The organism is Pseudoalteromonas sp. PSi26 (genome assembly GCF_054960575.1).
The window spans coordinates 1-27,000 of the sequence record NZ_JBHNYT010000014.1 but is presented as its reverse complement, the minus strand read 5'-3'; the positions used below and the strand labels follow the sequence as shown (position 1 = coordinate 27,000).

Sequence of the window (27,000 nt, the reverse complement as noted above, 5' to 3'; positions counted from 1 at the left end):
TATGAATAGGCGTAAGTTTCTTCTTAGTAGTGCAGGATTAGCGACTGCAACTCTTGCTGGATGTGAATTTAATTGGCTAGCACAATTAAAAAAAGAATATTCAAATGTGTTAATGCTCATTGTTGATGATTTAAATGATTGGATTGGCCCTTTAGGGGGGCATGCTAATACTAAAACTCCCAATATTGACCGTTTAGCCAATATGGGTACTGTGTTTACTAACGCCCACGCACCTGCACCGCTGTGTGGACCATCACGCGCCAGCATTATGACTGGTCTAGCTCCGTCTACAACAGGTATTTATGGGCATGTTGAAGACAATGACATTAAGTCTGCTAATGATAAAGCGAGTCAATCAATATTTTTAAGCGAATACTTTAATCAGCACGGTTATTATACTGCCGCGGTAGGCAAGGTTTTTCATAAGAAAGTAGCTGATGGTAGCTTTGATAATTATGGTGGCCGAGCAAAAGGGTTTGGTCCTTACCCTTCAGAGAGAATGAAATGGCATGATCCCAGAACTAATACCGATTGGGGAGCGTTTCCAGAATCTGATCAGCAAATGCCTGATTTCGAATCGGCACAGTGGCTAGCCAAGCAGTTAAGCACAGAACACAATAAACCTTTTTTCATGGTAGGAGGGTTTCTTCGTCCTCATGTTCCTTGGCATGTCCCACAAAAGTGGTTTGATATGCACCCTATCGAAGGAATTGAGTTACCACCTTATTTTAAAGATGACTTAAACGATGTCCCTGAAATTGCAAAAGCTGTAACCGAATTACCTATGATGCCTACTACAAAGTGGGCGATAGAAAATGATGAATGGAAAAACATGGTACAAGCTTATTTAGCCAGTATTTCGTTTGTCGACTCTTGTATCGGGACAGTTCTGGATGCGCTTGAAAATAGTCAGTACGCAGAAAATACCGTAGTGGTATTGTGGGGGGATCATGGTTATCAATTAGGTGAAAAAAGTAAATTTGCTAAGATGGCTCTGTGGGAAAGGGCCACTAGAACCCCGTTGATAATTAAACCGCCAAAGTCTTCGACCAAACAAGTGAGTAATCGCCCTGTTAGTTTATTGGATTTGTATCCTACATTGATCAAAATATGTGGTTTGCCTGATAACCCTTTAAATGAAGGGCAAGACTTATCACCCTTGCTAAGGAAACCAGATGCGCAGTGGGAACACGCGGCAGTAACGACTTATGGGCCAAATAACCATGCGGTCAAAACAGAGCGTTATCGTTATATTCGTTATGAGGATGGAAGTGAAGAACTATATGACCATGAAAATGACAAAAATGAGTGGAACAACGTGGCTAATCTAAATGAATACAAACTAGTTAAAGAACGCTTAATTGGCTTTCTACCCAAAGAAAATGCAAAGTGGTCCGTTGTTTCAAATTATAACGGCAACCCATACTTTTCTGAGTTGACCAAAAAAGCGCTAGACACATTTTAGATTTTGAATTAATGAAAAGAGAGTCAAGTTTAATAAAGTCGAATAGCTATCAAGGCTAATATTTACAGCTTACGTACTATTCAAAATCTGTATTAATAACAACAACACACACTATGGATATTTATGAATAATAAAGAAAATGTACTATTAATCGTTTTGGTTTGCTTTGTAGCAACCATTGGTGGCTTTTTGTTTGGATTTGATAGCGGTGTTATTAACGGTACTGTAGATGGCTTACAAACGGCTTTTAGTTCAAGCAGCGCAGGCACGGGTTTTAACGTATCGAGTATGTTAATTGGCTGTGCTATTGGTGCCTTTACTGCAGGTAAATTGGCCGATCAGTTTGGCCGTCGTCTCATATTAATTGTTGCTGCAATTTTGTTTATTGTGAGTGCATGGGGATCAGGCGTTGCTGATACATCATTTGAGTTTGTAATTTATAGAATTTTGGGCGGTTTGGCGGTAGGTGCTGCATCTGTAATGACGCCTGCTTATATTAGTGAAATTGCACCAGCACGATATAGAGGTACGCTGTCTACGTTGCAACAAGTTGCCATTATTTTCGGGTTGTTTAGTGCCTTTGTTAGTAATTATTTTTTAGCAAATAGTGCCGGTGGGTCAACAGCATTATTTTGGCTGGATCTAGAGACATGGCGTTGGATGTTTTGGGTTGAACTAGTACCTGCTAGCTTATTTTTTATTGCGTTATTTTTTATTCCAGAAAGTCCACGTTATTTAATTATGGCTGGAAAAACAGAAGCAGCTATGATCGTATTGACTCGTTTGTATGGAGCTGACTCTACTCAATCAAAGCATGATGAAATTGTCGCATCACTTGCCGCTGATAAACATAAGCCAAAACTTTCTGACTTAATTGACAAGTCTAAAAATAAATTGCGTCCAATTGTATGGATAGGTATTGGCTTGGCCACTTTTCAGCAATTAGTGGGTATTAATGTTGTTTTCTATTACGGAGCTGTACTTTGGCAGGCGGCAGGTTTTACCGAGTCTGATGCATTACTTATTAATATAATAAGCGGAGTGGTAAGTATTTTAGCGGTATTCGTCACTATGTACTTTATTGATAAAGTGGGTAGAAAGCCATTTTTACTGATTGGATCTATAGGTATGACTGTGACCCTTGCAGCTATGGTTTATGCTTTTTTAAACGCAGAAACAGGGGTGTTGGGTAACTTAGAGTTAGGTGAACAAGGAATTGTGGCTTTAGTCGCTGCAAATGCTTATGTCTTTTTCTTTAACTTGTCTTGGGGGCCTGTTATGTGGGTAATGCTTGGCGAGATGTTTCCTAACCAAATCCGAGGTTCAGGTCTTGCTGTTGCAGGTTTTGCACAGTGGATTGCTAATTTTTTAATAACATGGTCATTCCCTATTATGCTAACTGGTGTTGGCCTCGCTGGAGCGTATGGTTTTTATGCGATTTGTGCACTCATTTCGGTGGTATTTGTATTTATGTTCTTACATGAAACAAAAGGTAAAGAGTTAGAGGATATGCAGGGCTAAATTTGTATTTGGTGCAACAGTGTGGGGCGAATGAAGTAAAATTCCCACTCTTTACCTGAAACAGAATTTATAGTTGGCTAATTATAATCTAGGAAAAACATGAAATTATATACTATATCCATGTCTTTATGCGTATTGCTATTGAGTGTCTGTGGTGGAAAAGCTAATGCTTCTGCTGTTGATTTATCACAGGCATCTACGCCGAAAAAACCAAACATTTTAATGATTGTAGTTGATGATTTAGGTTGGTCTGACGTAGGTTACAACCAAACAACCGACTTGTTTGAGACACCTAATATTGATGAGCTTTCAAAACAAGGTTTACGTTTTGATCAGGCTTATGCGGGGGCTGCTAATTGTGCACCAAGTCGCGCTGTTTTAATGTCTGGTCAATATGGTCCCCGTCATGGCGTTTATACGGTGTCCCCTTCGGCCAGAGGGAATGAGAAGGCGCGAAAGTTAATCCCGATTAAGAATAAGCGTGGGCTTAGTACAGATGTGATTACCATAGCGGAATCATTGAAAACTGCAGGATATAGCACTGGTACTTTTGGGAAATGGCATTTAGGCGCAGATCCTGATAAACAAGGTTTTGATATAAATGTTGCCGGTAGTCACCAAGGTATGACATTTCATTACTTCAGCCCATACGAATTACCCAACATTGAAGATGGCCCTGAAGGTGAGTATTTAACCGATCGCTTAACCAACGAGGTGATTGACTGGGTTAAATCAAGCAAAGACCAACCGTTTTTTGCTTATGTGCCTTATTACACAGTGCATACTCCTTATCAAGCTGTTATTGATAAAGTAGATAAGTATCATAAAAAGGGCATAAGAAGTAAGCGAGAAGCAACCTATGCAGCTATGGTTGAACACATGGATGATAATGTTGGTCGAATTCTTGAAATGTTATCGTCTGAAGGTTTAGCCGATAATACCGTTGTTATTTTTACCTCCGATAATGGTGGTTACCGCATGACGTCTTTTCCTACGCCACTTCGCGGCGGTAAAGGCTCTTATTATGACGGCGGTTTACGCGTACCATTAATTATTCGTTGGCCAGAAAAAGTTAAACCTGGCCTTGATCATACTCCAGTAATTAATGCAGATTTTTATCCGACTTTAGTTAATATCACTAAATCAAAACAGCCTAACCAAGTATTAGATGGTGTTGATTTAACGAAACACTTATTAGGTAAAAAAAGAATTGCCGAGCGTGATTTGTTCTGGCATTTCCCTATTTACTTACAGGCTCATAATGGGCTAACCGACCAAGGGCAAGATCCACTGTTTAGAACGCGTCCGGGGAGTGCGATTAGAAGTGGTAACTGGAAACTGATCCAATACTTTGAGAATAATGATTTTGAGTTATATGACTTAACCAATGACTTAGCTGAAAAGAATAACCTTGCCAGCGAAAAGCCAAGCAAAGTAGCGGAATTGAAAATAAAGCTGCAAACATGGCAAAAGCGAATAGGTGCTGATATTCCGACAAAACTTAACCATGAATATGATGCGGTCATTAACCAGCAGTTAATTGCGGAGAAGCTACCGCAAATTAAAGAATGGTAAACGGGCTGAAAGTCAATTCACATAATAGGATAGTAAACTCAGAATCGCAGAAGCTTATATTGAGGTGATATCTGGGTTTGTCCCCCATATTTTAGCTTAAATAAATAGATATCAAATTTAGTAAATCTATTTCAATTTTAGAGAGATTCATTATGCACTCAAGGCGTAATCTTAAAGCTAGACATATGTTTGTTTGCTGCTTAGTTTTTTTAACTGCTCTAATCAGTTTTGCATCGCAATCACGTCAACAAGATCGAGCAGTTACTTCAATAGCGGTTGATCGTGTATGGTCTGGGCACAGAATTAAACCTTACTTACTAACTCGAGGCGAGCAACAATTTGTAGCTTATTATGATGCAAATCGCCAAATGACGGTGGCACATAGGCAGCTAGGTGGTAAGTGGAGATACTACAAAGTAGACAGCTGGTTAGGATGGGATAGCCATAACTATGTCACTATGGAGCTAGATTCTGAAGGTTACTTACATGTCATGGGTAACATGCATGCAGATCCACTTGAGTATTTTCGTATGTCAGAGCCTTTGAATGTACGTTCATTGAAGCGTGTTTCTGTTATGGCTGAAAAGTCACTTGAAAAAAGAATGACTTACCCTGTTTTTCTTCGCAACAAACAAGATCAACTTATTGTAAAGTATCGAGATGGTGGAAGTGGTAATGGTAGCGAGATTTACAACATTTATAATACTCAATCGAAGTCATGGAGCAGGTTACACGCCAATACTTTCTTAGATGGCGAAGGTAAAATGAGTGGTTATTTCGAAGGACCTACACTAGGCCCTGATGGAATGTTCCATTTAATTTGGGTATGGCGCAATACACCCAATGCGGCGACTAATCACAGTTTGTCGTATGCAAAAAGCGAAGACCTAATTAATTGGCAAAATTCAAACGGTGAAGATATTTCGTTACCTATTACTGCGAAAAGTGCTGAAGTCGTTGACCCTGTTCCACCCTTTGGTGGAATGATTAATGGGAATGTAAAGATCGGGTTTGACCACAATAAGCAGCCTATCATCTCATATCATAAATATGATGCAAATGGCGATACTCAAATATACGTTGCACGAAAAGAAGGCAAGGATTGGGAAGTAGTACAAATTAGTGATTGGAAAGGGTTCCGTTGGGACTTTGATGGGCACGGGTCGCTAGGTCGGTTTAAGGTCAAACCATACTCACCCGAGCTACTAGAAAATAATAAACTAACAGTATTAGCTCGACGAAATGATGATGTTATGCGTTTTATACTAGATAGTCATAGCCTAAAAACGATTAAAGTTGAGGAAGCTGATATTTACCCGCCTATTATTAATACAGCGACTGAGGTTGCTAATCCCCACCTGTCACAAGGTAATGGGCTGATTAAATTAGAAAACCATGTTTTTGAGGGGAAAGGAGACTCTTCAGCCTTTGGTAAAAAGTTTTATTTATCTTGGTTAAATCAACCAGGAAATAGAGACAGTGCTCACCCGTATATTTCCCAACCGAGTGTACTTACATTAACTGGAATTGATGAAAACCAGATTAGGTAAATTAAATTTTAGGCTTTTGTGCCCCCACAAATTTTAGTGGGGGTTTTTCATCTTAATCAACCACTATCTTGCATTTTCATACAGATTAAATCATTATCACTCATGCACACAAATGATTAAATAACTTAGCACTTAAGCGGTTAATTCACAGGTAACAATAATGAAAAAAATAATTAAACCACTCAGTGTAATGACAACATGCGCTGCAATACTTTTAACTGGTTGTAGTTATAATCAACCAAAGAATGATAACTATGTTGATTACTTTGCTGATAATGCAATTGGTAACCCCTTAGCCATTGTTCAACACCCTGCAGGTATTTACCATGACGGGGTAACGTATGTTTCGTACCAAGGTCCTTTAGAAGATCCCTATGTCGCTTCTTATAATCATGAGACCAAAGAGTGGAAAGGGCCATATAAAGCTGGCATAAGTGACATGGGTAAAGATCCATCAAGAAGTAAAATAGATAATCACGGTAAACCAACTATTCTTATGGACGATTTAGGTTATATTCACGTATTTTTTGGTGGTCATGGAGGCATGCCTAAACATGGTAAAAACCCATTGGGTAATATTCACTATGGTAGAAATATTCATGCAGTTACAAAAAAGCCTTATGATATCAGCAGCTGGGAAGAGCTAGATACCATTCCTGTTTTCGGTACTTATAACCAAGCAGTAAAAATGGATAATGGTGATATTTATTTATTTTATAGGCATGGAGCGCACCGAAGTGATTGGGTATATCAAAAATCAACCGACCACGGCCGTACATTTGAAGAACCAGTTTCATTTTTAAAGCATAAAAGACGCGATGACATTAAAGCAGTTGATAGCTGGTATGCATGGGTTGAAAAAGGAAGAAATGATGAAATTATAATTGGCTACGATTACCATGTTTGCTGGGATGGGAAAGCAGGTATTAATGGGCGAGGTCATACAACTGAACGACATAATGCCTACTACATGACATTTGATACTAAAAATGACGAATGGCGCAACGTAAAAGATGAACAGCTTCCACTTCCAATTACTCGTGAAATTGCAGATGAAAAAACGCTTGCTTTGAATACGGGTGAGAAATGGACTTTTAATGGGACAGTTCACCTTGACTCTAGCGGCTATCCGCATTTAGCAACTAATATCGGCAAAGATATAGGCATGAAAACGGGTGGGCCAAAGCAAACAACACATATTCGTTGGGATGGTCATAATTGGCTTGCAAATGATGCCGTTGATTTAAAGTCTGTTTCTAAAAATTACGATACACGTGGCGATTTTATAGTTAAAAGCCCTAAAGATTTAAGTTTTATTTTAGAATCTAAAGAGGGAAAAGAAGCTGTTATTTCATATTGGAATAGCAGTGATGCAGGCAAAACTTTTAGTAAAGGTGATGAACTTATCAGACGGAGTAATTCAAATTGGGCAATTACCTCAATTATTAAGAATGGACACCCTGATGCTAGAATGATTGTCGCAGAAAAACAAAAAGGAAAAGCCAATAGAAAGGTATATTTAATTGGCGACAGTGGGCCTATTGCCCGCTTAAAGTCAGAAATTGGCAATTAACACAAAGTCAGTTACACAATGACTGGCATTTACAGTAACTAATGCAAGTACCAGTCATTGTGTTGATGGTAGTTTGGTGCTACTAAATTGGGTTAAAAATACCCCCTCCTAGGAGGCTGAGTTTACAATATATAGCCGTTTAATTAGGTAATCGTAAAGTTGTTTTTTATTTTTTTCATTTATGTAGCATTTTAGCGGGCTGATTTTTATTGGCTGCTCTGTGAAAGTGATAACGGGTAAGTGCCCGTAAAACATAATTGTTTTTGTGTCGTCAGTAAAAGAAATATTTAACTTAGGCACAATGGGTAATGGACGTTTTATCCGCACATACTCTCCAGCCTTTTTGTTGATCAAAGCAATTTCTTTATCCACCCAGGGAGCCCATTGTGCCTTAGTTTGCCCTGTCGGTGGATTATTTTTACTTCTTTGTAGATAGTCTAAAAACTCACTTTTTCTTATTTTACGCATGCTGTTTTTATTACACCATGTGAATCCAACCCGTTTTACAGGTGAGCTAGTAGTTTTAATTAAGCGATAAATTTGTAAAGTAATTGCGTTTGGGCATACGCTCTGTATTAATTCACGTTTTTTTGTATGATTTAGTGTGCTTGAGTTAATTAAACTTTTAATTTTTAATTTTAGGTGATTACATTGATAGACTAGATTTGAAATACGCTCTCGGTGCACTGGGCTTAATTGAATAATTCCTGGTAAACGAAATGGGTATTTCGCAGAGTGTTGGTAATCTGGCGTGAATCTAGAGAATGCCCCCGTAGCCATACTAAGAGCTGTGAAACCGGTAAAAGACTCAGGCTCGATGAATTCCCACCCACTTGAATCTGACACATCACCTGCTACAGCGGGTAACTTATAACACTGCGCATGAATTACCTCTGTTTCCAATAAAGATTGGTTTAGTAAATCTGTAAATTGTACTAGCTGATTATACGCACAAGCTATTTCCATATATAAAGACATAAAACTATACCATCATACTAAATATTAACAATATGTCAGACTTTTGCCCCGGTGTATAGCCGATAATTTAAATAGTAACCGCTTAAAGAAAGAAGTCTAAAAGTAGATTTTAGTATGATGGTATAGTAATTGTTTTAGTTACCTTTGCTAAAATTAGTCAGGTATTTAATTGTTAGGGGTAAGATCATGCTCCCTTTTTAAACTCATTCTGAATATCATCTAAATTGTCTAGTGAAAACCCTCTATATGAAACTCTATAACCCTTTTTGTTTAAGTTTTGCAGTAAACTCTTAGATTTTAGTATTAGTTTAGGCTCACTATACTTTTTGTATTGGCGCTTAACTTCAGCGATTAAAATTTCTTTATCTAAATCGTTAATAGCAACAATATCGATTTCATCTTCACCTTTACTATTCCAATAACTACCAATATTGTTAAATTGCTTTGATTCTATAATAATAGCTTTAAATAATTCCTCTAGCTGGGTACCCGAATACGTATCAAAGTCCCTATATACTATGCGTCTTATGAAGTCGTAGTTCTCTATTTCAACCGCACTTCGGTTACTATATATAAAACGAAACCAAAAACTTAAAAATTCATCTGCAATCTTATAGCGAATGTCTCTAGAGTTTTCTTTTGCAGTAATCGGTCTGAGCTTAATAATGATATCAAAATCTTTTTCTAACTTATCTAAGTGTACGCCGACACTCGTATCTAAATAACTCTCTATTCGGGGCCGGCTATTGTAGCCACTGGCTATAGCACCTAAAATATCAAAATATGCACGGTGCTCAGAGCCAAAATCTTCCACAAGTCGATGCATCCCCTCTTTTATTAAGGGCGAACCATTTGAAATTAGCGTGTCAAAAGGTGAACTACCTGCATTAGTTAGCCACTCAAGGTATTTAGGTATGCCGCCAGATAAACACCACCAAATAAGCATATCGTTTGGCGTATATTTATCATTATCCTTCATAATTGCTTTTATATAATTCGGCGCCAAAGGATTAACTTTAAAAAAGTAATCATCACGGTTCAGTAATGGCTGCTTTTCATCCTTAAAGATTCTTGTCATTAAATTGTACATAGACCCGCAACAAACCAAATGCATCATCGATTTATTTTTGTATTCGTCCCATAGGTTTTGTAAATCTGAAAATAGGCTATTGTTTACTCGTTCAATATCCTGAAATTCATCAATAACGACAGTAATAGGTGTATGTGTGGAGTAATCGAGTAAGTATTCATATATATCTTTCAAAGACTCGGGCTTAAAGAACTTTGTATTCAATTCATTTTGCAATATAGCTGAAAATTCGCTGACTAACGCACTCTCAGATTTTCGACTTACAAATAAATAAAGGTGTTTCTGCGCAATACCTTGAAAAGCCTCATTAAGTAAGCGTGTTTTTCCAACACGCCTACGACCAACAACGACACTTAACCGACCTTTAGATTGTCCTATATCATCAGAGATCGTTCGTAACTTATTAAGCTGAACTTCTCTATTATAAAACTTTTGCATACACTAGCCCCTTAAATGCACTGTAATTAATATTACAGTAAATTTTATTACGGTAGCAATAATAAGTATATATCAATACTAAAACAAGCTATTTAAAACATCCTCGTAAGCTTTCTCTTCATCATTAACAATATACAAAGCCGTTGTAACTTCTTTCGCATGGCCTAAAAGCTTACTGATACGACTAATTTTGACTCCTTTATCATCAAGCCAGGTCGCGTAAGATCGCCTTAACGAATGAGGGGCAACTGTGTTGTACTTTCTGCATAGCTCATAAATTGCATTTCCTGTTAAAAAGTTATTTTTTCTTATAGAAAAACTCCCGTTCTTGGATACTTTTATGAAAATCGGGCCGCTAAGTATGCCTCTTATATTTATCCAGTCCTCTAAAGCAGCTTTAGTCACAGGATGAAGCGCTACATACCTTTCTTTGTTACCTTTACCAACTATCTTAATGTATTGAGAGCTAATAAAAATAGTACGTCGCTTGCTTATTTCTATATCTAAGGAAGAGAGCTGAATATTTGCCAGTTCATTTCTTCTGAGCCCAGTACCTATCAATAAGTGAAAGATGGCTTTATCTCTTATCAGTTTTACTTTATTAAATGGGTTGCTAGTTTCAATGCGTAGAAGTAAAGCTTGAAATTCATTTCGGTCAATTACTTTATGCTTTTTTATACGTGAACCGGTAGAACCTTTAACTTTTAAAACTCCATCTAGCTGTAGGCGAGATATTTGGCCAAGTAAATATGCGTGTTCGCATACGCTTTTGGCTATAGAGACGTAAAGTGAAATGGATTTTGGTGAAAGACCTTTATCTTTTAGTGTATGAATTAAACTATTTATATCTACAGATGTTATTTCACGCCAATTGATATCGTAGAAAGATGAATAGTTATTGTGTTTTGCTATTGCTTGTAAGCAACGTATCGCTGTTTGTTTTGAGGTATCAGCATTCAATGAATGTATATAGTTAAATATCGGACATTTATTATCAACACGTACAGTATGAATTAAATTCTGTTTTGTTGCTGGTAATTGCTTTACATCATGGTCCATAATTTTTTTTAACCTACTTTTCATAATGCACCCAATTTCCTTCAACATATTAATCTACATATTTATACACTTAAAAATTACTTGTGTAAACGTCCATTTACACCAATTGCTTTATTATGTTAAATTAATTATTAAATGCTTTTTCTTACACATTACCCTAGTATATTTTAATTAAATAAACGCCATTAAAAAAGTAAAGTAGGGTACGGAGAATAAATAAAATATAAAAGGAAAAACCAACTTTGCCATTGCAAATTTTAACTAACTTAATTGGAGTTGCAGGGGGGGATTACATGAAAGCAGTTAGTGTGCTCAAAAACCTTATTAATTATGGTTAAACTTAATATTGTTTTATTCCAATATTTACTAACTTTTTAAACCACTGGCAGCAACCTTACTATCCGCGTCAAATAACATTTTAAAAACAATAAAGCACATTAAACTCAACTTATAAAAATAGAGTACAAGCATCTAGATTACAAAGCAGATTTTTACTAACCTATCTCAATAGTTGCTTACATTTTGAGGTTGAGGCACATTTAAAACCATTAAGTGTATTTATCCGCATAGATTACACCTAAAGATAATAAAAATGGGCCTCAGTAGATTAAAAGCTGATCCCTATAATACAGTAGATCTAGATTCAGCATATTCTCGCCACTGTTTCTTATACCCTAAAAGGTTATAAAGCTCAGTAGTTGACGAGGGTTCACATTCAATTTCACACTGAACATTGCCCCAATCAGATAAATAACCAGCACCTTGTACTGTCCCTGTAGAGTCCTTTGACAGAATCACTTTATTATTTTCTCTTAACTGATTTAAAACAGCGCATAATAAAGGGTTCTTCAAAAATGCGCCTTCAATAAAAATGTCGCCTTTGGCGCCCAACATATCCAGCTGATAATCTATCATTAAAGCACTGTATATCGTTGCTAATGCAATACCACTTACTTTATCTGTATTGGTAGTAAAACCACACATAGCACCTCCAAATGGGCCACTTCCATTACTGAAGTCAGGCAATGCAAACACTTGTTGATCAATTACATTTTGAATGTCGTCAACATTAAATTGCTCGCCAAGCCAAGAGCCTGCTCGCTCACAAATAGCTTCAAATTCTCTGCCGCCCATGAAGCGAGCACAAGCAATCGGCTGCTGCATAGCATCAATATTAGCGAGCATATCTTTATCAGCATCGAGGTTACTGAGTGGGACCTGAGATGACATCAAAATAGTCCACGTTCCAGTCGATATTACGGTGAAAGGTGCTTTATTTTGGGTCAGTTTGTATCTTAAAAAACTCGCATTACTATCATGAATACCGTTAAAAAAGTGGCATTGAGGGTCAAGTCCAAGCTCAGCTATAAGTGAAGATGATACTTTGCCACAATTAAACCAAGCGGGCTTGATATCAGGAAGTAATTTCTCACACTCTAAATGATCTACCAAAGAGGAATACGTATTGCTCTGAATTGACCATAAATCTGTGTGGCAACCCAAGGATGTTATTTCATTTACTCTTTGTCCAGTAAAGCGCCACACCCAATATTGAGGATACATAAGTATATCCGTAACCTTTGCAAACTCATTAGGGAATTTTCTTTTAAGCCAATATAATTGACGACCTAAATTCAATCCAGCTGGTAATGACGGTGAAAAAGTATCATTGAACGAAGGCCGGATACTTTCATATTCAGGGCTTTGCTCATAAACATCTGCGTATTCATAATCCAGAATAGGAAGCACAAGACCATCGGTACCTATCGCATTACGATCAATCAACGCAGCCGTAGCCCCATGCGTTGTTATATTAATTGCATTGATTCTGTATTTTGGTGTGATCTCTTTAATACCTGCTATTAGCCACCCCCAAATCTCGCTTGTATTAATACTAGGGAAATGGCCTTCCTTCACTACTGTATTTTTCATTTGTTTGGAAAATACAGAATTATATTTATCATCTAACACATGCAGTTTTACATGTGTTTTACCTATATCTATAACCAAAGAATACCGCATCATTTCAATCATTTTTTATTGCTTATTATTAATTTACATAGAAATATATACATCTTAGTTTACACAGAAAGAAGGTGATTGCAAATGATTAGTTTGGACCGAGTTTGAGCGAATGGGAGGGGTGAAAGCGTTTATTTTAAAAATTACCGTTGCAGTAAATAACGTAATTCATTCAGTACATAAAAAATTTCAACATGTAAATATCCGTAAAACCTATTTTTTCCTTTTTAACTTATATAGTGATAAACTTTTAACATTGTATATGTATCACGAAATGCATATATCCCTTTTTGGTTAATGGAATAGTTATAAATGTTAGAAAAGCATAGACAGCAGCTGATTAAAGAAATCGTGGATCGCCAAAGTTTTGTTAGTGTCAAAGTTTTAACTGAAACCTTATCTTCCTCTGAAGCAACCATTCGCCGAGACTTAACAAAAATGTCTAATCGTGGGGAAATTATAAAAATTAGAGGAGGTGCTGAGTCTCTTTCCAACAAACGTAAAAATATTCAAAGTTCAGCGTTTGAGGTTGATAAAACAAAACGTACCGATACAAAGAAGCTTATTGCACAAAAAGCGGTCGAATTATGTGACGATAATGACTCTATTATTATAAATGGTGGTAGCTCTACTTATATGATGGGTGAATATCTTGCAGAAAAAAATCTAAATATTTTAACCAACTCATTCGTACTGGCTAATCTTCTTTCAGAAAATAGTGATAATTTAGTGTCACTACCTGGAGGGGAGATTTATCGTGAACAGGGCATCATCTTAAGCTCTTATGAAAAAGATAATACAGAGCATTATCGTAGTTCAAAAATGTTTATGGGCACCCCTGGCATAGGTGCGTTTGGTGTGATGGAGTCAGATCCGTTATTGATACTTTCAGAACAAAAACTAAAAAAACAAACTGATAAATTAATTATCCTTGCAGACAGCACTAAATTAGGTAAACGCAGTAATTTTGTTTTCTGCCCTCTTGAAGACGTAGACGTGCTTATAACTGATTCTGATGCCGATAAAGAAATGATCAGATATTTTGAAAGCAAAGATATTGAAGTCATTATCGTTGAATCATTAGACAACTAAACTAATAGGTTTATATTTTTAAATTAGAGAAATAGCGTATCTCAAATGTTATTTGGTACGCTATTACTCAGGTTTACGTCTGTATTAATCGGCAAATTGACGCACTAAACTATTTAGTGTTTCTTTAGCATCTCCAAAAATCATTCTACAGTTTGGCTTGAAAAACAGAGGATTATCTACACCAGCGAAACCCGTAGCCATACCTCGTTTTAAAACAAATACATTTTTAGCTAAGTCGGCGTTAATCACTGGCATACCATAAATAGGACTACCCACCATTTCACGCGCCGCAGGATTAACTACATCATTTGCACCTATCACTATAGCGACATCAAAGCCTTCAATTCGTGGATTAATTTCATCCATTTCAAATAATTGCTCGTAAGAGACATCCGCTTCAGCAAGTAATACGTTCATATGACCAGGCATGCGCCCTGCCACTGGGTGAATTGCATAGGCAACTTCTGCACCGTTGTTTTCTAATAGAGCTTGCAGCTCCTTCATTGTATGCTGTGCTTGCGCTACTGCCATACCATACCCAGGGATCACAAGTACAGACTGAGCTGCTTCTAATACATAAAATGCATCGTCTGGGCTTAGAGGTTTAATCTCACCTTCTATTTTCATTTCATTCATGTGAACTTTTTGAAAGCCTGATGTGAGTACATTGACTAGTGAGCGGTTCATCGCTTTACACATAATATTTGTTAGAATTATGCCACTTGCTCCAACCAATGCGCCTGCAACGATAAGCAAATTATTTTCTAGTGCGAAACCGGCTGCACATGCCGCTAAGCCAGAGTAGCTATTCAGTAATGAAATTACTACCGGCATATCTGCACCACCGATAGGTAATACTAACATCACCCCCATTAACAAGGCCAAACCAATTGCAATATAATGCCATGTAGTAACCTCTGGCTGTGAAACGAGTAAATACCCTGATGTAGCTATTGCAAAAATTAGCAATACATTCGCAATAGCCTGACCTTTAAATACAATAGGACGACCTACAATGCGCTCGCTTAATTTAGCCCAAGCAACAATACTACCTGAAAATGTGACTGCACCAATTAATAATGCTAAAAAGCTAACCACTAAAACGAATACGGTAGCAGATGCGCCGCTAACTATAGCAGCATATGCAACAGCTAAGCTTGCTAAGCCACCTACACCATTAAATAGCGATACAAGTTCAGGCATAGAGGTCATTTCAATCTTCTTTGCAGCGAACACACCTACCGCAGACCCAATGACTATTGCCCCAACAATAAATTCGAACGAAATAATTTGTTTGTCCAGCAGTGTAACAACAACAGCAATGAGCATCGCAAGGCTTGATAGAAGGTTTCCTTTACGTGCAGTAGAAGGATGGCTCAATAGTTTTAGGCCAAAAATAAAGAGCAATGCACACAATACATACACCGCGTTTATCAGTATTAAGTAATCTGTCATTTTTATCTCCTAGCGCTTTTTAAACATTGCAAGCATGCGGTCGGTTACTAAATAACCACCAACTACATTTATGGTGGCTAACATTACAGCGACTACACCAAGCCATGTTGCTAAGTGATCAGACTCACCACCGGCTAAACTCAAGGCACCTATAACTGTGATACCTGAGATTGCATTAGCGCCCGACATAAGTGGTGTATGTAAAGTTGCAGGAACTTTACGAATTAACTCAAAGCCAACAAATATAGCCAGCATCAGGATAAATAAAAGATAAATACCAGTCATGATGCTTGCTCCATTGGTTGTGATCGTAAATCACTAATAGTTTGATTCGTAATGTTGCCTTGATGAGTAATGACAGCACTTGCCTGTATATCGTCTTTGAGATTAATTAAAAATTGCTTAGTATCTTTTTGCCAAAACTCACTAACGAGGTTAAACAAATTATTGGCATACATTTGTGAAGCATTCAGTGCTACTTCACTTGACCAATTACCGGTGCCTATTACTTTTACCCCTTCAATGACGGTAGTTTGACCCGCAATCGAACCTGCAACATTACCACCATTTTCAGCTGCCATATCGACAATAACCGACCCAGCTTTCATTAACTTTATTGTATCGTGATTTATTAATACTGGTGGCTTACGACCAAATAATTGTGCAGTTGTGATAACAATATCTGATTGGGCAATACATTGGGCTTGGGCATCTTGCTGTTTAGCCATTTGGCTATCATTAAGCGCTTGCGCATATCCTTGGGTTGTTTGGCCTGTTTCCCCTAGGTCAATATCCAAAAACTTAGCACCTAACGAGCGTACTTGCTCTGCTACAACAGCTCGAGTATCAAATGCAGTTACTGCAGCACCTAATCGTTTAGCCGTCGCAATAGCTTGTAATCCTGCGACACCAGCACCAATAACAAATACTTTTGCTGGTTTAATTGTTCCGGCAGCAGTCATCATCATTGGTAAAATACTTGGAAGCTCTGTAATTGCTTTGGTTACCATCACATAGCCTGCTAGGCTAGCTTGCGAACTTAATGCATCCATTTTTTGACAACGCGTACTACGAGGTATCATTTCCACACTTAAGCTCGTTACCTGATGCTGACACAGCAAGTCTACATAATCATGGCTATTGAAAGGGTCTAAAAAGCTAATAACCGTCTTCCCTTTCGCAAGTATTACGTCTTCTATGGGGAGTTTATCTACAGATAAAATAACGTCAGCTTGAGCTATAATTTCAGCTCGATTACTCAGAACAGTAGCTCCAGCATTAGCGTATTCTTCATCGGTGATAAAAACATTTTCTCCTAGACCTGATTCAACAATTACATCAGTGCCTAACAAAACATAAGACTTAACATTTGCTGGTAATAAGCCACACCGCCGCTCGCGGGTACCCTTTTCCTTTAGACAAACTATGTTGGCCATAAATTTTCCTCATTCCTAAATTTAAGGTGCAATAAATCCTCCAACAGATATTGGTGGACACGACTTTAATATCCATAAAGTGGATAAATTTGAATAAACCCAAACATATAAAGTGAAAGTGGTTACTTTATAAGAACTGTTTGGGTCTTATTTGGTTGGCGAACGCCAACACAGAAGTGGGCGATCGCTCAGTTAAAATGCATAACTAGTTAACGTAATGCACTTACCTCAATATGATCCATGTCATCAAACTCTTGGTTCTCTCCACCCATTGCCCAAATGAATGTGTAGTTTGATGTTCCAACACCACTGTGAATAGACCAGTTTGGTGATGCTATAGCCACCTCACTTTCTATAGGTAATGTCCGCACTTCAGAAGGTTCTCCCATTAAATGAAATACTTTTTCATCTTTTGGTAAGTCAAAATACATGTAAACTTCTGTTCGTCTAAAGTGAGTATGAGGTGGCTTGGTATTCCAAACACTACCTTTTTTAAGTTCTGTAATCCCCATTACTAATTGACAGCTGTCAACAATACCTGGACGAATAGATTGGAATATAGTTCGCTCGTTCGAAGTTTCCTGCGAGCCCAACTCAATGAACTTTGCCTTACTCTTAGGAACGTGCACTGTTTTTGTTACGCGATGCGCAGGATAAGACGCTAAATAAAACTTAGCTGGCACATTTTCATCTTTAGATGAAAATTCTACAACTTTACTTTCTTTAGCAATATATAAGCTGTCGCGGTTATTCATTGGATATGATGTGCCATCAACAACAATTACACCTTCACCACCAATATTGATTACACCAACTTCACGGCGCTGACAAAAGTAATCAGCTGCTAGCTCTTTATGAGTAGGAAGAATAATTGAGTCGGCGGCAGGTGTAATACCACCAATAACTGCGCGATCAACATCGGTATAAGTTAAATTGATTTTACCAGCTTCGAATAATGGTGCAGTTACAAAAGCGTCACGTAACTCATCATTACGCATTGTTTTATAACTTCTGATATCAGCTGAGAACATAAAGTTCATAAAGACCCCTTCGTATAAGAAATTTATACATTTAAAAATTAAATTTGTTGATGGCTTAGCGCGCCATCCACCCGCCATCAACTAACATGACATGACCGTTTACATAATTCGCAGCATTACTTGATAAGAAAACAGTAGCACCGGCTAAATCTTCTGGCTTACCCCATACACCACTTGGAATACGAGAGGTTATACTTTGATGACGCTCTTTGTCTTGGCGAAGGTTATATGTATTGTCGGTTTCGAAATAACCAGGCGCAATTGCATTGACTTGAATATTATTGGCAGCCCATTCGTTTGCCAATGCTTTCGTTAACTGAGCAACGCCACCTTTGCTAGCAGCATAAGCTGGCACAGTGATACCACCAGAAAAGCTTAACAACGAGGCGATATTAATGATTTTTCCAGAACCTTGTTTAAGCATATGTTTTCCCGCTTCGCGACAAAATTTAAACACACCATTTAAATTAGTATTAATAACTTCATTCCAGTCGTCATCTGAAAACTCATGAGCAGGTGAGCGTTTAATCGTGCCAGCATTATTAACAAGAATATCTATTCGGCCAAATTCACTAATTGTATCGGCTATTGCTTGGTTTATTTGCTCACCATCGCCTTGGTCACAACCAAGAGCTAAACAAGTAATCCCCTTCTCTTTTAATAGAGAGATTGTACTTGCAACATTCTCAACCTTTGAACCAATGGCTACAACCGTTGCACCAGCTTCACCCAATGCAATTGCCATAGCCTGACCTAACCCACGGCTCGCGCCAGTAATAACTGCTACCTTGTTTTCTAAGCCAAACTGTTGCTGTAAATATGTGTTCATTGTTAAATTCCTATATAAATAGCTTAAATTAAGCCTAAAAGTTGGGGTAAAAATTCACTAATCTGCGGAAAGATTGTCACTAAAATAAGCGCAACCACCATTGCTATGTAAAGCGGCAGTATTGGTTTTACTATGTCACTTATAGACACTTTACCAATACTACAGCCAACAAATAGAACGCTTCCCACTGGTGGCGTACATAATCCGATTGATAAATTTAAAATCATCATGATGCCAAAGTGTAAAGGTGAAATACCTAAAGACTCAGCAACGGGTAGAAAAATAGGCGTAAAAATAAGGACCGCAGGGGTCATATCCATAAATGTTCCAATCAGTAACAGCGTAATATTAATAATTAATAGAATCATTAATGGGTTATCCGACAATGCAAGCAGGGTTTGGCTAATTGTTTGTGGTATTAGCTCGTAAGACATTAACCAAGACATTGCTGAAGAGGCCCCAATCAATAACATAACTATTGCAGTCGTATTTACTGATTTTAATAAAATAGGGTATAAATCTTTGAACGACAGCTCTTTGTAAAAACACAGCGAGACCGCAAGTGAATATAATACAGCAATAGCCCCTGCTTCTGTGGGGGTGAAGAAGCCACCAATAATCCCGCCAATAATTAAAAATATTAAAAATAAGCTTGGCACTGCACCAAATAATGACGGCCAAAAAGGACCTATTGAGCTTTCAGATAATGGTTGAATATTTTTTCGCTTAACATAGATAGCCGCAGCTGCAATTAGCAGAAATGTAACAAGTAACCCTGGTAAGTATCCCGCAATAAACAATGCAGCAATAGACACACCACCGCTTGCAAGTGAATAAATAATTAATATGTTACTAGGTGGAATAAGCATGCCAGTGGTTGCGGCAGTAACGGTAACTGCTGTACTAAATGGCTTGTTATAACCCTCTTTATTCATAGCTGGTATCATAAAGCCACCAATTGCTGAAGTAGCAGCAACCGCTGAGCCAGAAATAGAACCAAAAAGTGCACACGAAATCACATTTACAAATGCAAGGCCACCCGGCAAGCGCCCTACTAATACTTTCGCGAACTCAATTAATCTAAGAGCAATTCCTCCCTGCCCCATTATATAGCCAGATAAAATGAAGAAAGGGATAGCAAGTAATGCAAAACTATCTATACCCGCAGTTAACCGCTGAGCGATAGTAGTCAAGGCTGGAAGTGTGTCTATGGTAAACAACATAGTTACTAACGTAGCAAATATTATAGCCAGTGCAATAGGTAGGTTGATTAGCAATAAAATAGCGAAGACACCAAATAGAATCATCGTAATCATGTGATGTCCTCCTGCTCTAAACAATAACTTTGAGTATTAAAAAAGAAATAAACGCTATACGCTAAAAATAATAATCCACTCAGTGGTAAAACAAGGTACACGCCAGCCATTGGTACATTGAGCACTGCCGAGTGTTGCCCTAATTTCCAAGTCAGATGCACTAAATTGAAGCCGCCGACTATCAAAACACTGATTGCAAAAATGGCAACCAAAAAACAACAAAACTTAAATACAATCTTTGCTTTAAAAGCGCTCAAGTTTCTTACAATTAAATCGAAGCCCAAGTGGCTATGTTCTCTATAAGCATATGCTCCACCCAATAGGCTTATCCAAATTAGTAAAAAACGCGCAACCTCTTCGGTAAATGAGCTGGGTTGTGGTAATAAAAATCGAGTTACAACTTGCCAAGTTACGTCAATAACTAATAATGTCAGCATAATGGCCAGCATGATTCGTAAGAATTTGTCTATATGCTGTAAAATATTTTCGTAAAGCTTCATTATTCTTCCCCTAAAGCTTTAATGCTTTCAACCACAGGCTCTAGAATAGTCCCCTCAAGTGACTCATAGATTGGTTTAACACTATCTTGAAACAGTGCTTTGTCAGCTTCCATTACCTTCACGCCAGCTTCTTTTACTTTTTTTAAAGACATGGCAGTTGACTCTGCCCAAAGTACTTTCTGATACTCTGTTGCTTGATGCATTGCTTCACTTAGCCAGCCTTGCTCTTGCGTGGTTAACTTATCCCATACTTTAGTTCCTATAACGATCACATCGGGAATAGAGGTATGTTCATCCAACAAATAGTACTTACTGACTTCATAATGTTTTGAATAATAGAAGCTTGGAGGGTTATTTTCAGCGCCACCAACAATCCCTTGCTGTAATGAGGTATAGAGCTCTCCCCAGCTCACAGGAGTAGCTGCCCCCCCCATAGTGTTAACCATATCAACGGCCGTTTGACTGCTCATAACTCGGATTTTTAAGCCAGCAAGATCACTGGGCGTTTCTACTTTTTTCTTTGTGGTATAAAAGCTACGACTTCCTGCATCAAAATACCCCAGACCTTTAATTAAAAATGGAGTACCTGCGTCTAGTAAGTCTTGACCAATATCACTTTCCAATGTTTTCCAATAATGCGCGTGGTTATCGAACAGATAAGGAAGGCTAAATACTTTCATTTGCGGTACGAATGCTTCTAAGGAGCTGGCAGAAACTTTAGTCATTCCCATACTACCAATTTGCAATAGCTCCAACACTTCACGCTCTGTACCTACTTGTGCGGAGGGATAAATTACCAGCTCCATTGTTCCACCAGATAGTTTTTGCAATACTTCATTCATATGTACCAACGATTTATGAACAGGATGTTGAGTATCCAAATGGTGAGCAAGGCGAATAGATGTATGCCTATCATCATTACTACAAGCAGATATACACATGCACAATGCTAGAGCAACGACTATTTTAATGGACGTATTTACAGACATTATGAGCCTCCATCTGTTAAAGCAATATCTCGATTAATAATTGCGCCTTTGTGCATAATTACTGTACTTGCACATTGCTGCCCTGCACTGATGCAATCTTTTATATCTTTACTTTGCAATTTAGCAGCTAAGTATGCACCATTGAATGAGTCTCCTGCGGCTGTTGTATCAACTGGCTTTAAAACAGACTTTAAAGGATGAAAACTGACTTGTTTATTTTTATATAGATGGCAGCCATGATGTCCATTTTTTACTACCACTTCTTCAACACCGTCCTCTACCCATCGATTTATACATTGTTCTACTGAGTGTTCACCATACAAAGATTTTTCGTCATCAAAACTAATAAGTGCAACATCTGTTAACGTCATCATTTTAGAAAAAACGTCAACAGCTGTGTTTAAATCCATCCAATTACGCGCTCGATAATTATTGTCAAAAACAACGATTCCACCTTGCTTTCGGTATTGGGATAAACAGTTAAAAAGTGCAATCAAGTCATCTTGAGGATAAAGGGATAAAGTAATCCCGCTTAGAAAGATCATGTCATATGATTTAATTTCATCTAATACAGAGGGGTAGTCAGAAAGCAGTGTCCGAGCAGGAGAATTTTGTCTCCAATATTGGAAATGACGCTCTCCATCTTCATCATTATTGATGATATAGAGCCCTGGCAATGCGTTATTTTTAATTTTTACATGTTCAATGCCAACCCCTTCGTCTTGCCAAGCATTAAGCATGCTTTGGCTGTATGGATCATTTCCTAATGCGGTAAAATAGTCAGCTTCACCGTTACAACGGCATAAATAAATAGCGGTATTTAAAGTGTCTCCACCAAAACCAATTTTAAATTGGTCACCAACTTGCTGACTTAATTCAATCATGCATTCACCTAATACAGCTACTTTCACAATTACATCCTCAGATCAAATCTAGATAAGCCACTTTTAGATACACAACGGCTATTTAGTATTCTTATTAAAAAAGCGTTTAGCTGGTCGATTCTAACTGCACGTTAAATGATTGTAAATGATTATATTGAGCGATATTGATTAAATGTAACTAATTATCAAATATTAGGTGATTATTTATGTTTAAATGAGAATTAAAAAGCTACAAAACGGTTAAAATAAACTAATAAACTGACCAACCACAACAGAACAGTCAAAAAAACTCAAAGAATTTCTTTTTTAGTCATTTGTGATACAATAGTGTAATAAATGATATAACCTCCAGTGAACATGAATAAATCTTCTGATAGTATTCCAAATAGTGAAAAAACGCTCCCTATGCTGGAAAAGCACAGGCAACAATTAATAATTAATATTCTTGAGCAACGCCAATTCGCAAGTGTGCGAAGCTTAACTCAACTATTAAATGCTTCAGAAGCAACTATTAGACGCGATATAACAAAAATGTCTAACCGTGGTGAAATTACTAAAATAAGAGGTGGAGCAGAGTCCATATCAAAAAAGAAAAAGAAAAAAAATATCTCCAGCTCATCATTTATTTTAGATAAAACAAAGAATGCTAAAACAAAAAAGTTAATTGCAAAACGTGCTGTAGAATTATGTGCCAACGGAGATTCTATCATTATCAACGGAGGCAGCTCGACTTTCATGATGGGCGAGTACCTTGATAAATTACAGCTTAATGTATTGACTAATTCATTTGTTTTAGCCAATTACATTTCGGAAAATAGTACAAACCAAGTATCCCTTCCGGGTGGTGAGATATACAGGGATCAAGGGATCATATTGAGCTCCTATGAAAGTGATACCACTGAGAACTACAGAGGAACTATGATGTTTATGGGGACACCTGGCGTAGGTGAATTTGGTGTTATGGAATCCGATCCTCTATTAATTCGTTCTGAAAAAAAATTAAAAAAACAAACAGAGAAATTAGTTATTTTAGCTGATAGCACAAAGCTTGGTCAGCAAAGTAACTTTATTTTTTGTCCTTTAACAGAGGTCGACATATTAATTACAGATTCAAATGCGAATCCAAAACTTATTAAAACGTTTGAAGAGCAAGATATTGAAGTTATTGTAGTGGAGGCTATTGATTGATTAACTCAATCATTAGCAATCAGTCTCGCCGCTTGTGTTAAGCTACTACGCCCAAAAGACCCTTTCAAACCCAACGTTTCTTGAGTAATCTCTATTTTGAGGATTATCTATTAATACGACCTGTAGTGCCTCAGTTACAAGTGAGGCATCACTAAAAAATGGATCATCAACAAACACTTTATCCGGGACCTTAACTACGTAATTCTGGCTTTGTAAGTATCTGTAATATGTGTGTATTTTTACATCACCCACATTAAAACACTGCGCAGAAAATGAATCCCAATTAATATTTGTAGCCAAAACAACGATCTTATCATGTTCAACCTGAGTGATTAATCCGCTCTCTAATAGGGCTGCAGTAAATCCTTTAGCAGCCTCTGCAAAGTTAGCTGTGTTTAATACCACTAAATCGCATAATTGAATGCTTTGACGTAGTGTCAATATTGCCTTATTGGGTATTATATTTTGATGGATCAAACTGAGTGTTAATCGCTTTGCCGTTTTAAATAACTTTTCTTCTGGATTGCTGACCGCTTTAAGTAAATTAAGCCCATCAACGAGCCGTTTGTGAGCATTTTCGTGTGTTCTATCATTAACATTCCAGTTTAAAACTAAACGGTTAAAAGCAATTGGTTCACACAACTCTTTCATTGTTAAAAACCATAAGTCGTACCCTGTTCTAGTTAGGGTGCCATCAATATCAAATATATGACTAAGCAACTTTGAAATCCTATAAGCACTTAAAATTATTAAGCAATGGTGAACTGAGGACATAAATAATAAGTTTATGAAACTTTTAAATATAAAAATTTTTTAATTTTTATATTTCTGCCTATCAATTACAGTTAATGAAACCAATACCTAAGAGGTATTGGTTTAAAGTATGGAATTAAACGTTAATGCCACTAACACTTTAAAAATATTAAAGGTAAAGTGCAGGTAGTTTATATAATAAAAGAAATAACTTTTACGCGAATACTATAACTTTAACGTTACTTTATTATACTCATCAACTTGCTCTTTAGAGCCAAGGGCTACTGGTACTCTTTGGTGTAAAGACTCAGGCTGAATATCTAATATTTTTTGACCTAAGCTTGTTGCTCTTCCGCCGCTATTTTCAACAAGCATCGCTAATGGATTTGCCTCATAAAGCAGCCTAATTTTGCCATTACGGCTCGTTTTTCTACTATCTGCAGGATATAAAAATATACCACCTCTACATATAATTCTATGCATGTCGCCAACCATAGCTGCATTCCATCGCATAGATGAACCTGCATGTTCTTCATTTTGAAATAAAATTTCATCAAAATAAAACTGCTCACGCTCGAACCAATACCTATAGTTTGCTAAATTAACAGCAAACTCTTTTGTTTTAAGTGGAATTTTACAGCTACTATCAGTAAGTAAATAGCCACCATGTGTTAAATCCAGCGTAAAGCAACGTGTAGGTCCACCCGTTGTCATAACTAGTAAAGTCGATGCGCCGTATAATACATAACCAGCACACAGTTGCTGATTGCCACATTGAGAAAATTGTTCATCACTGTCATCAGCAACGTCATCTCTTGCTTTATAAATAGTAAAAATAGTGCCAATTTGACCATTTATATCTACATTCGAAGAACCGTCTAAGGGATCAAAAGCGACGATATATGGCGCATTTGGCGTCCCAGCTACAACAAAATCTTCTTCTTCTGAAGCAATTGCGCGAACAGAGTCATCATTCAACAACATATCTTTGAGTAACTGGTTGGCGATAACGTCAAGTTTTTTTTGTACTTCACCCTGAATGTTTTCATCCAACGTAGAACCGAGTACACCTGCCAAAGCTCCCTGGCTGACTCTGAATGAAATCTCTTTAGAAGCTGCAAGAATTGTTCTGATCAACATAATTAATTCTAGCTCAACATTATCTTTTTTTAGTACCGGTATTAATCTTTGCAATTTACTTTCCTACGTTTTTATCATGATCTTTAAACGTCACTACTCGCCAGCTTTTCCAGCAGATGGACGAAAACACTTACTAGCGAATTATCATAAAAATAATATACTCCTATGTTATTTATGTGTATATTGACAATAAATAAACAAACTATTTCGATATTAGACATAATCAGGCTGCTAATGATAGGTGCATCTGAACTCGCTATTTTTGCCGCTGTTGTTGAGGAAAACTCATTCAGTCAGGCAGCATTAAAAATTGGTTTATCAAAGACTGTTATCAGTAAAAAAGTGTCGGCATTAGAGCAAGAATTAAACATCCAACTACTCTATAGAACAACACGAAAGCTAAGCCTTACAGATGCTGGAAAACTTCTATATAAACATGCAAAAGGTATTAACCAACAAGCTAATGATGCCTTTACTGCTATAAATGAGCTTTCTCAAGAAATATCTGGCCATATTGTTATGTCAGTTCCTACAATTTCAGGGGAGCTACTATTAGCTGATTTAGTCGCTAATTTTTGTAAAAAGTACCCTAAGGTTACGATTGAGTTAAGGCTTGAGAACAAGCTTATTGATTTAGTCGAAGAAGGAGTAGATTTAGCTATAAGAACAGCAGATCTCGCAGATTCATCTCTCATTGCAGTGCCTCTATTACAATCAAGTTGGGTAGTTTGCTGCTCACCAAAGTATCTAGAGAGTGGCCATAAGCTTGAAGAAATCGAAGATCTGAAAGCGCATAATTGCCTTTGTTATGATCTACAAGCAAACGGCAGTAATGAATGGCGCTTCACTAAGAACGGACAACAAAAGTCAATTCTAGTCAAAGGGAGTATGTCATCTAATAATGCCCTTTCACTGAAAAAAGCAGCTTTGAATGATATAGGTTTGATTTATGTTCCGAAGTGCAGCGTATACGAAGAGCTTCAAAGTGGCTCACTAGTACAAATGTTACATCAATATAAAGCACGTTCTCTAGGTGTATTTGCCATTTACCCCTACACACGACATAAACCAGAAAAAATAACCTTGCTCATTGAAAATATAAAAAAA

General features: G+C 37.3%; 23 protein-coding genes. 8 read left to right on the top strand and 15 right to left on the bottom strand.

The annotated features are described in order from the left end of the window. The first annotated feature begins 1 nt into the window (after position 1). The 5 genes from ACFI34_RS14660 (at position 2) to ACFI34_RS14640 (ending at position 7,684) form a co-directional block, all read left to right on the top strand. The gene (locus ACFI34_RS14660) at positions 2 to 1,465 is read left to right on the top strand and encodes a sulfatase (RefSeq protein ID WP_462674021.1); all 1,464 of its coding nucleotides are present in this window, start codon (positions 2 to 4) and stop codon (positions 1,463 to 1,465) included. Between the two features lie 117 nt (positions 1,466 to 1,582). Continuing rightward, the gene (locus ACFI34_RS14655; protein ID WP_462674073.1) at positions 1,583 to 2,986 is read left to right on the top strand and encodes a sugar porter family MFS transporter; all 1,404 of its coding nucleotides are present in this window, start codon (positions 1,583 to 1,585) and stop codon (positions 2,984 to 2,986) included. Positions 2,987 to 3,085: 99 nt separating this feature from the next. Then, a complete protein-coding gene (locus ACFI34_RS14650; protein ID WP_462674020.1) occupies positions 3,086 to 4,561 on the top strand; it encodes a sulfatase in 1,476 nt (491 codons plus the stop codon). 185 nt (positions 4,562 to 4,746) lie between these two features. Continuing rightward, positions 4,747 to 6,111 carry a BNR repeat-containing protein gene (locus ACFI34_RS14645; RefSeq protein ID WP_462674019.1) on the top strand — a complete coding sequence of 455 codons (1,365 nt, stop codon included), beginning with the start codon at positions 4,747 to 4,749 and terminating at the stop codon, positions 6,109 to 6,111. A 160-nt stretch (positions 6,112 to 6,271) separates the two neighbouring features. Then, the gene (locus ACFI34_RS14640) at positions 6,272 to 7,684 is read left to right on the top strand and encodes a BNR-4 repeat-containing protein (RefSeq protein ID WP_462674018.1); all 1,413 of its coding nucleotides are present in this window, start codon (positions 6,272 to 6,274) and stop codon (positions 7,682 to 7,684) included. A 108-nt stretch (positions 7,685 to 7,792) separates the two neighbouring features. Here the strand turns inward: ACFI34_RS14640 and ACFI34_RS14635 are convergent, their stop codons facing one another. From ACFI34_RS14635 to ACFI34_RS14620, 4 genes are all read right to left on the bottom strand, one after another. Then, positions 7,793 to 8,662, bottom strand: coding sequence for a DNA replication terminus site-binding protein (locus tag ACFI34_RS14635; protein WP_462674017.1), 870 nt, complete (start codon positions 8,660 to 8,662; stop codon positions 7,793 to 7,795). 184 nt (positions 8,663 to 8,846) lie between these two features. Next, on the bottom strand, positions 8,847 to 10,190 hold the full coding sequence (locus ACFI34_RS14630; RefSeq protein ID WP_462674016.1) for an ATP-binding protein: 1,344 nt from the start codon (positions 10,188 to 10,190) through the stop codon (positions 8,847 to 8,849). 78 nt (positions 10,191 to 10,268) lie between these two features. Beyond that, on the bottom strand, positions 10,269 to 11,273 hold the full coding sequence (locus tag ACFI34_RS14625; RefSeq protein ID WP_462674015.1) for a tyrosine-type recombinase/integrase: 1,005 nt from the start codon (positions 11,271 to 11,273) through the stop codon (positions 10,269 to 10,271). Between the two features lie 597 nt (positions 11,274 to 11,870). Beyond that, positions 11,871 to 13,283 (bottom strand): FGGY-family carbohydrate kinase, encoded by a 1,413-nt coding sequence (locus ACFI34_RS14620; protein ID WP_462674014.1) that lies wholly within the window; start codon positions 13,281 to 13,283, stop codon positions 11,871 to 11,873. Between the two features lie 300 nt (positions 13,284 to 13,583). Between ACFI34_RS14620 and ACFI34_RS14615 the strand changes: the two genes are divergently transcribed. Next, positions 13,584 to 14,363, top strand: a complete 780-nt coding sequence (locus ACFI34_RS14615; RefSeq protein WP_462674013.1) for a DeoR/GlpR family DNA-binding transcription regulator — start codon at positions 13,584 to 13,586, stop codon at positions 14,361 to 14,363. A gap of 84 nt (positions 14,364 to 14,447) precedes the next feature. Here ACFI34_RS14615 and ACFI34_RS14610 read toward each other — a convergent pair whose 3' ends face one another. The 9 genes from ACFI34_RS14610 to ACFI34_RS14570 all read right to left on the bottom strand — a co-directional run bounded on the left by ACFI34_RS14610 (position 14,448) and on the right by ACFI34_RS14570 (position 22,839). Next, positions 14,448 to 15,818, bottom strand: a complete 1,371-nt coding sequence (locus ACFI34_RS14610; protein ID WP_462674012.1) for an NAD(P)(+) transhydrogenase (Re/Si-specific) subunit beta — start codon at positions 15,816 to 15,818, stop codon at positions 14,448 to 14,450. A gap of 9 nt (positions 15,819 to 15,827) precedes the next feature. Further along, entirely contained in the window at positions 15,828 to 16,103 is a 276-nt protein-coding gene (locus ACFI34_RS14605; protein WP_462674011.1) for an NAD(P) transhydrogenase subunit alpha part 2, read from the bottom strand. After that, on the bottom strand, positions 16,100 to 17,254 hold the full coding sequence (locus tag ACFI34_RS14600; protein WP_462674010.1) for an NAD(P) transhydrogenase subunit alpha: 1,155 nt from the start codon (positions 17,252 to 17,254) through the stop codon (positions 16,100 to 16,102). Before ACFI34_RS14600 ends, ACFI34_RS14605 begins: the two co-directional genes overlap by 4 nt. 209 nt (positions 17,255 to 17,463) lie before the next feature. Continuing rightward, positions 17,464 to 18,294 carry a 5-dehydro-4-deoxy-D-glucuronate isomerase gene (gene kduI / locus ACFI34_RS14595; RefSeq protein WP_462674009.1) on the bottom strand — a complete coding sequence of 277 codons (831 nt, stop codon included), beginning with the start codon at positions 18,292 to 18,294 and terminating at the stop codon, positions 17,464 to 17,466. 55 nt (positions 18,295 to 18,349) lie between these two features. Continuing rightward, a complete protein-coding gene (locus ACFI34_RS14590) occupies positions 18,350 to 19,123 on the bottom strand; it encodes a glucose 1-dehydrogenase (RefSeq protein WP_462674008.1) in 774 nt (257 codons plus the stop codon). 23 nt (positions 19,124 to 19,146) lie between these two features. Beyond that, entirely contained in the window at positions 19,147 to 20,439 is a 1,293-nt protein-coding gene (locus tag ACFI34_RS14585) for a TRAP transporter large permease (protein ID WP_462674007.1), read from the bottom strand. Next, entirely contained in the window at positions 20,436 to 20,939 is a 504-nt protein-coding gene (locus ACFI34_RS14580; protein ID WP_462674006.1) for a TRAP transporter small permease, read from the bottom strand. Before ACFI34_RS14580 ends, ACFI34_RS14585 begins: the two co-directional genes overlap by 4 nt. Then, entirely contained in the window at positions 20,939 to 21,928 is a 990-nt protein-coding gene (locus ACFI34_RS14575; protein ID WP_462674005.1) for a TRAP transporter substrate-binding protein, read from the bottom strand. The genes ACFI34_RS14580 and ACFI34_RS14575 overlap by 1 nt, the downstream gene beginning before the upstream one ends. Next, positions 21,928 to 22,839, bottom strand: coding sequence for a sugar kinase (locus tag ACFI34_RS14570; protein WP_462674004.1), 912 nt, complete (start codon positions 22,837 to 22,839; stop codon positions 21,928 to 21,930). Before ACFI34_RS14570 ends, ACFI34_RS14575 begins: the two co-directional genes overlap by 1 nt. 330 nt (positions 22,840 to 23,169) lie before the next feature. Here ACFI34_RS14570 and ACFI34_RS14565 point away from each other — a divergent pair, with 330 nt between their 5' ends. Further along, on the top strand, positions 23,170 to 24,000 hold the full coding sequence (locus tag ACFI34_RS14565) for a DeoR/GlpR family DNA-binding transcription regulator (protein WP_462674003.1): 831 nt from the start codon (positions 23,170 to 23,172) through the stop codon (positions 23,998 to 24,000). Between the two features lie 45 nt (positions 24,001 to 24,045). On the opposite strand, the gene ACFI34_RS14560 is transcribed toward ACFI34_RS14565, so the two are convergent. Next, positions 24,046 to 24,720, bottom strand: a complete 675-nt coding sequence (locus tag ACFI34_RS14560) for a hypothetical protein (RefSeq protein WP_462674002.1) — start codon at positions 24,718 to 24,720, stop codon at positions 24,046 to 24,048. A gap of 258 nt (positions 24,721 to 24,978) precedes the next feature. After that, complete coding sequence (locus ACFI34_RS14555) at positions 24,979 to 25,947, bottom strand: class 1 fructose-bisphosphatase (protein ID WP_462674001.1); 969 nt, start codon at positions 25,945 to 25,947, stop codon at positions 24,979 to 24,981. A 180-nt stretch (positions 25,948 to 26,127) separates the two neighbouring features. Here ACFI34_RS14555 and ACFI34_RS14550 point away from each other — a divergent pair. Continuing rightward, positions 26,128 to 27,000, top strand: an 873-nt coding sequence (locus ACFI34_RS14550) for a LysR family transcriptional regulator (protein ID WP_462674000.1), incomplete at its 3' end; no start/stop codon positions are given.

Excerpts from the sequence above, each read along its gene's own strand:
- ACFI34_RS14640 (WP_462674018.1), top strand. The coding sequence starts at position 6,272 with ATGAAAAAAATAATTAAACCACTCAGTGTAATGACAACATGCGCTGCA.
- ACFI34_RS14575 (WP_462674005.1), bottom strand. The coding sequence starts at position 21,928 with ATGTCTGTAAATACGTCCATTAAAATAGTCGTTGCTCTAGCATTGTGC.
- ACFI34_RS14645 (WP_462674019.1), top strand. The coding sequence starts at position 4,747 with ATGTTTGTTTGCTGCTTAGTTTTTTTAACTGCTCTAATCAGTTTTGCA.
- ACFI34_RS14650 (WP_462674020.1), top strand. The coding sequence starts at position 3,086 with ATGAAATTATATACTATATCCATGTCTTTATGCGTATTGCTATTGAGT.
- ACFI34_RS14585 (WP_462674007.1), bottom strand. The coding sequence starts at position 20,439 with ATGATTACGATGATTCTATTTGGTGTCTTCGCTATTTTATTGCTAATC.
- ACFI34_RS14625 (WP_462674015.1), bottom strand. The coding sequence starts at position 11,273 with ATGAAAAGTAGGTTAAAAAAAATTATGGACCATGATGTAAAGCAATTA.
- ACFI34_RS14580 (WP_462674006.1), bottom strand. The coding sequence starts at position 20,939 with ATGAAGCTTTACGAAAATATTTTACAGCATATAGACAAATTCTTACGA.
- ACFI34_RS14605 (WP_462674011.1), bottom strand. The coding sequence starts at position 16,103 with ATGACTGGTATTTATCTTTTATTTATCCTGATGCTGGCTATATTTGTT.
- ACFI34_RS14610 (WP_462674012.1), bottom strand. The coding sequence starts at position 15,818 with ATGACAGATTACTTAATACTGATAAACGCGGTGTATGTATTGTGTGCA.
- kduI (WP_462674009.1), bottom strand. The coding sequence starts at position 18,294 with ATGAACTTTATGTTCTCAGCTGATATCAGAAGTTATAAAACAATGCGT.
- ACFI34_RS14660 (WP_462674021.1), top strand. The coding sequence starts at position 2 with ATGAATAGGCGTAAGTTTCTTCTTAGTAGTGCAGGATTAGCGACTGCA.
- ACFI34_RS14630 (WP_462674016.1), bottom strand. The coding sequence starts at position 10,190 with ATGCAAAAGTTTTATAATAGAGAAGTTCAGCTTAATAAGTTACGAACG.
- ACFI34_RS14620 (WP_462674014.1), bottom strand. The coding sequence starts at position 13,283 with ATGATTGAAATGATGCGGTATTCTTTGGTTATAGATATAGGTAAAACA.
- ACFI34_RS14600 (WP_462674010.1), bottom strand. The coding sequence starts at position 17,254 with ATGGCCAACATAGTTTGTCTAAAGGAAAAGGGTACCCGCGAGCGGCGG.
- ACFI34_RS14565 (WP_462674003.1), top strand. The coding sequence starts at position 23,170 with ATGAATAAATCTTCTGATAGTATTCCAAATAGTGAAAAAACGCTCCCT.
- ACFI34_RS14590 (WP_462674008.1), bottom strand. The coding sequence starts at position 19,123 with ATGAACACATATTTACAGCAACAGTTTGGCTTAGAAAACAAGGTAGCA.
- ACFI34_RS14615 (WP_462674013.1), top strand. The coding sequence starts at position 13,584 with ATGTTAGAAAAGCATAGACAGCAGCTGATTAAAGAAATCGTGGATCGC.
- ACFI34_RS14635 (WP_462674017.1), bottom strand. The coding sequence starts at position 8,662 with ATGTCTTTATATATGGAAATAGCTTGTGCGTATAATCAGCTAGTACAA.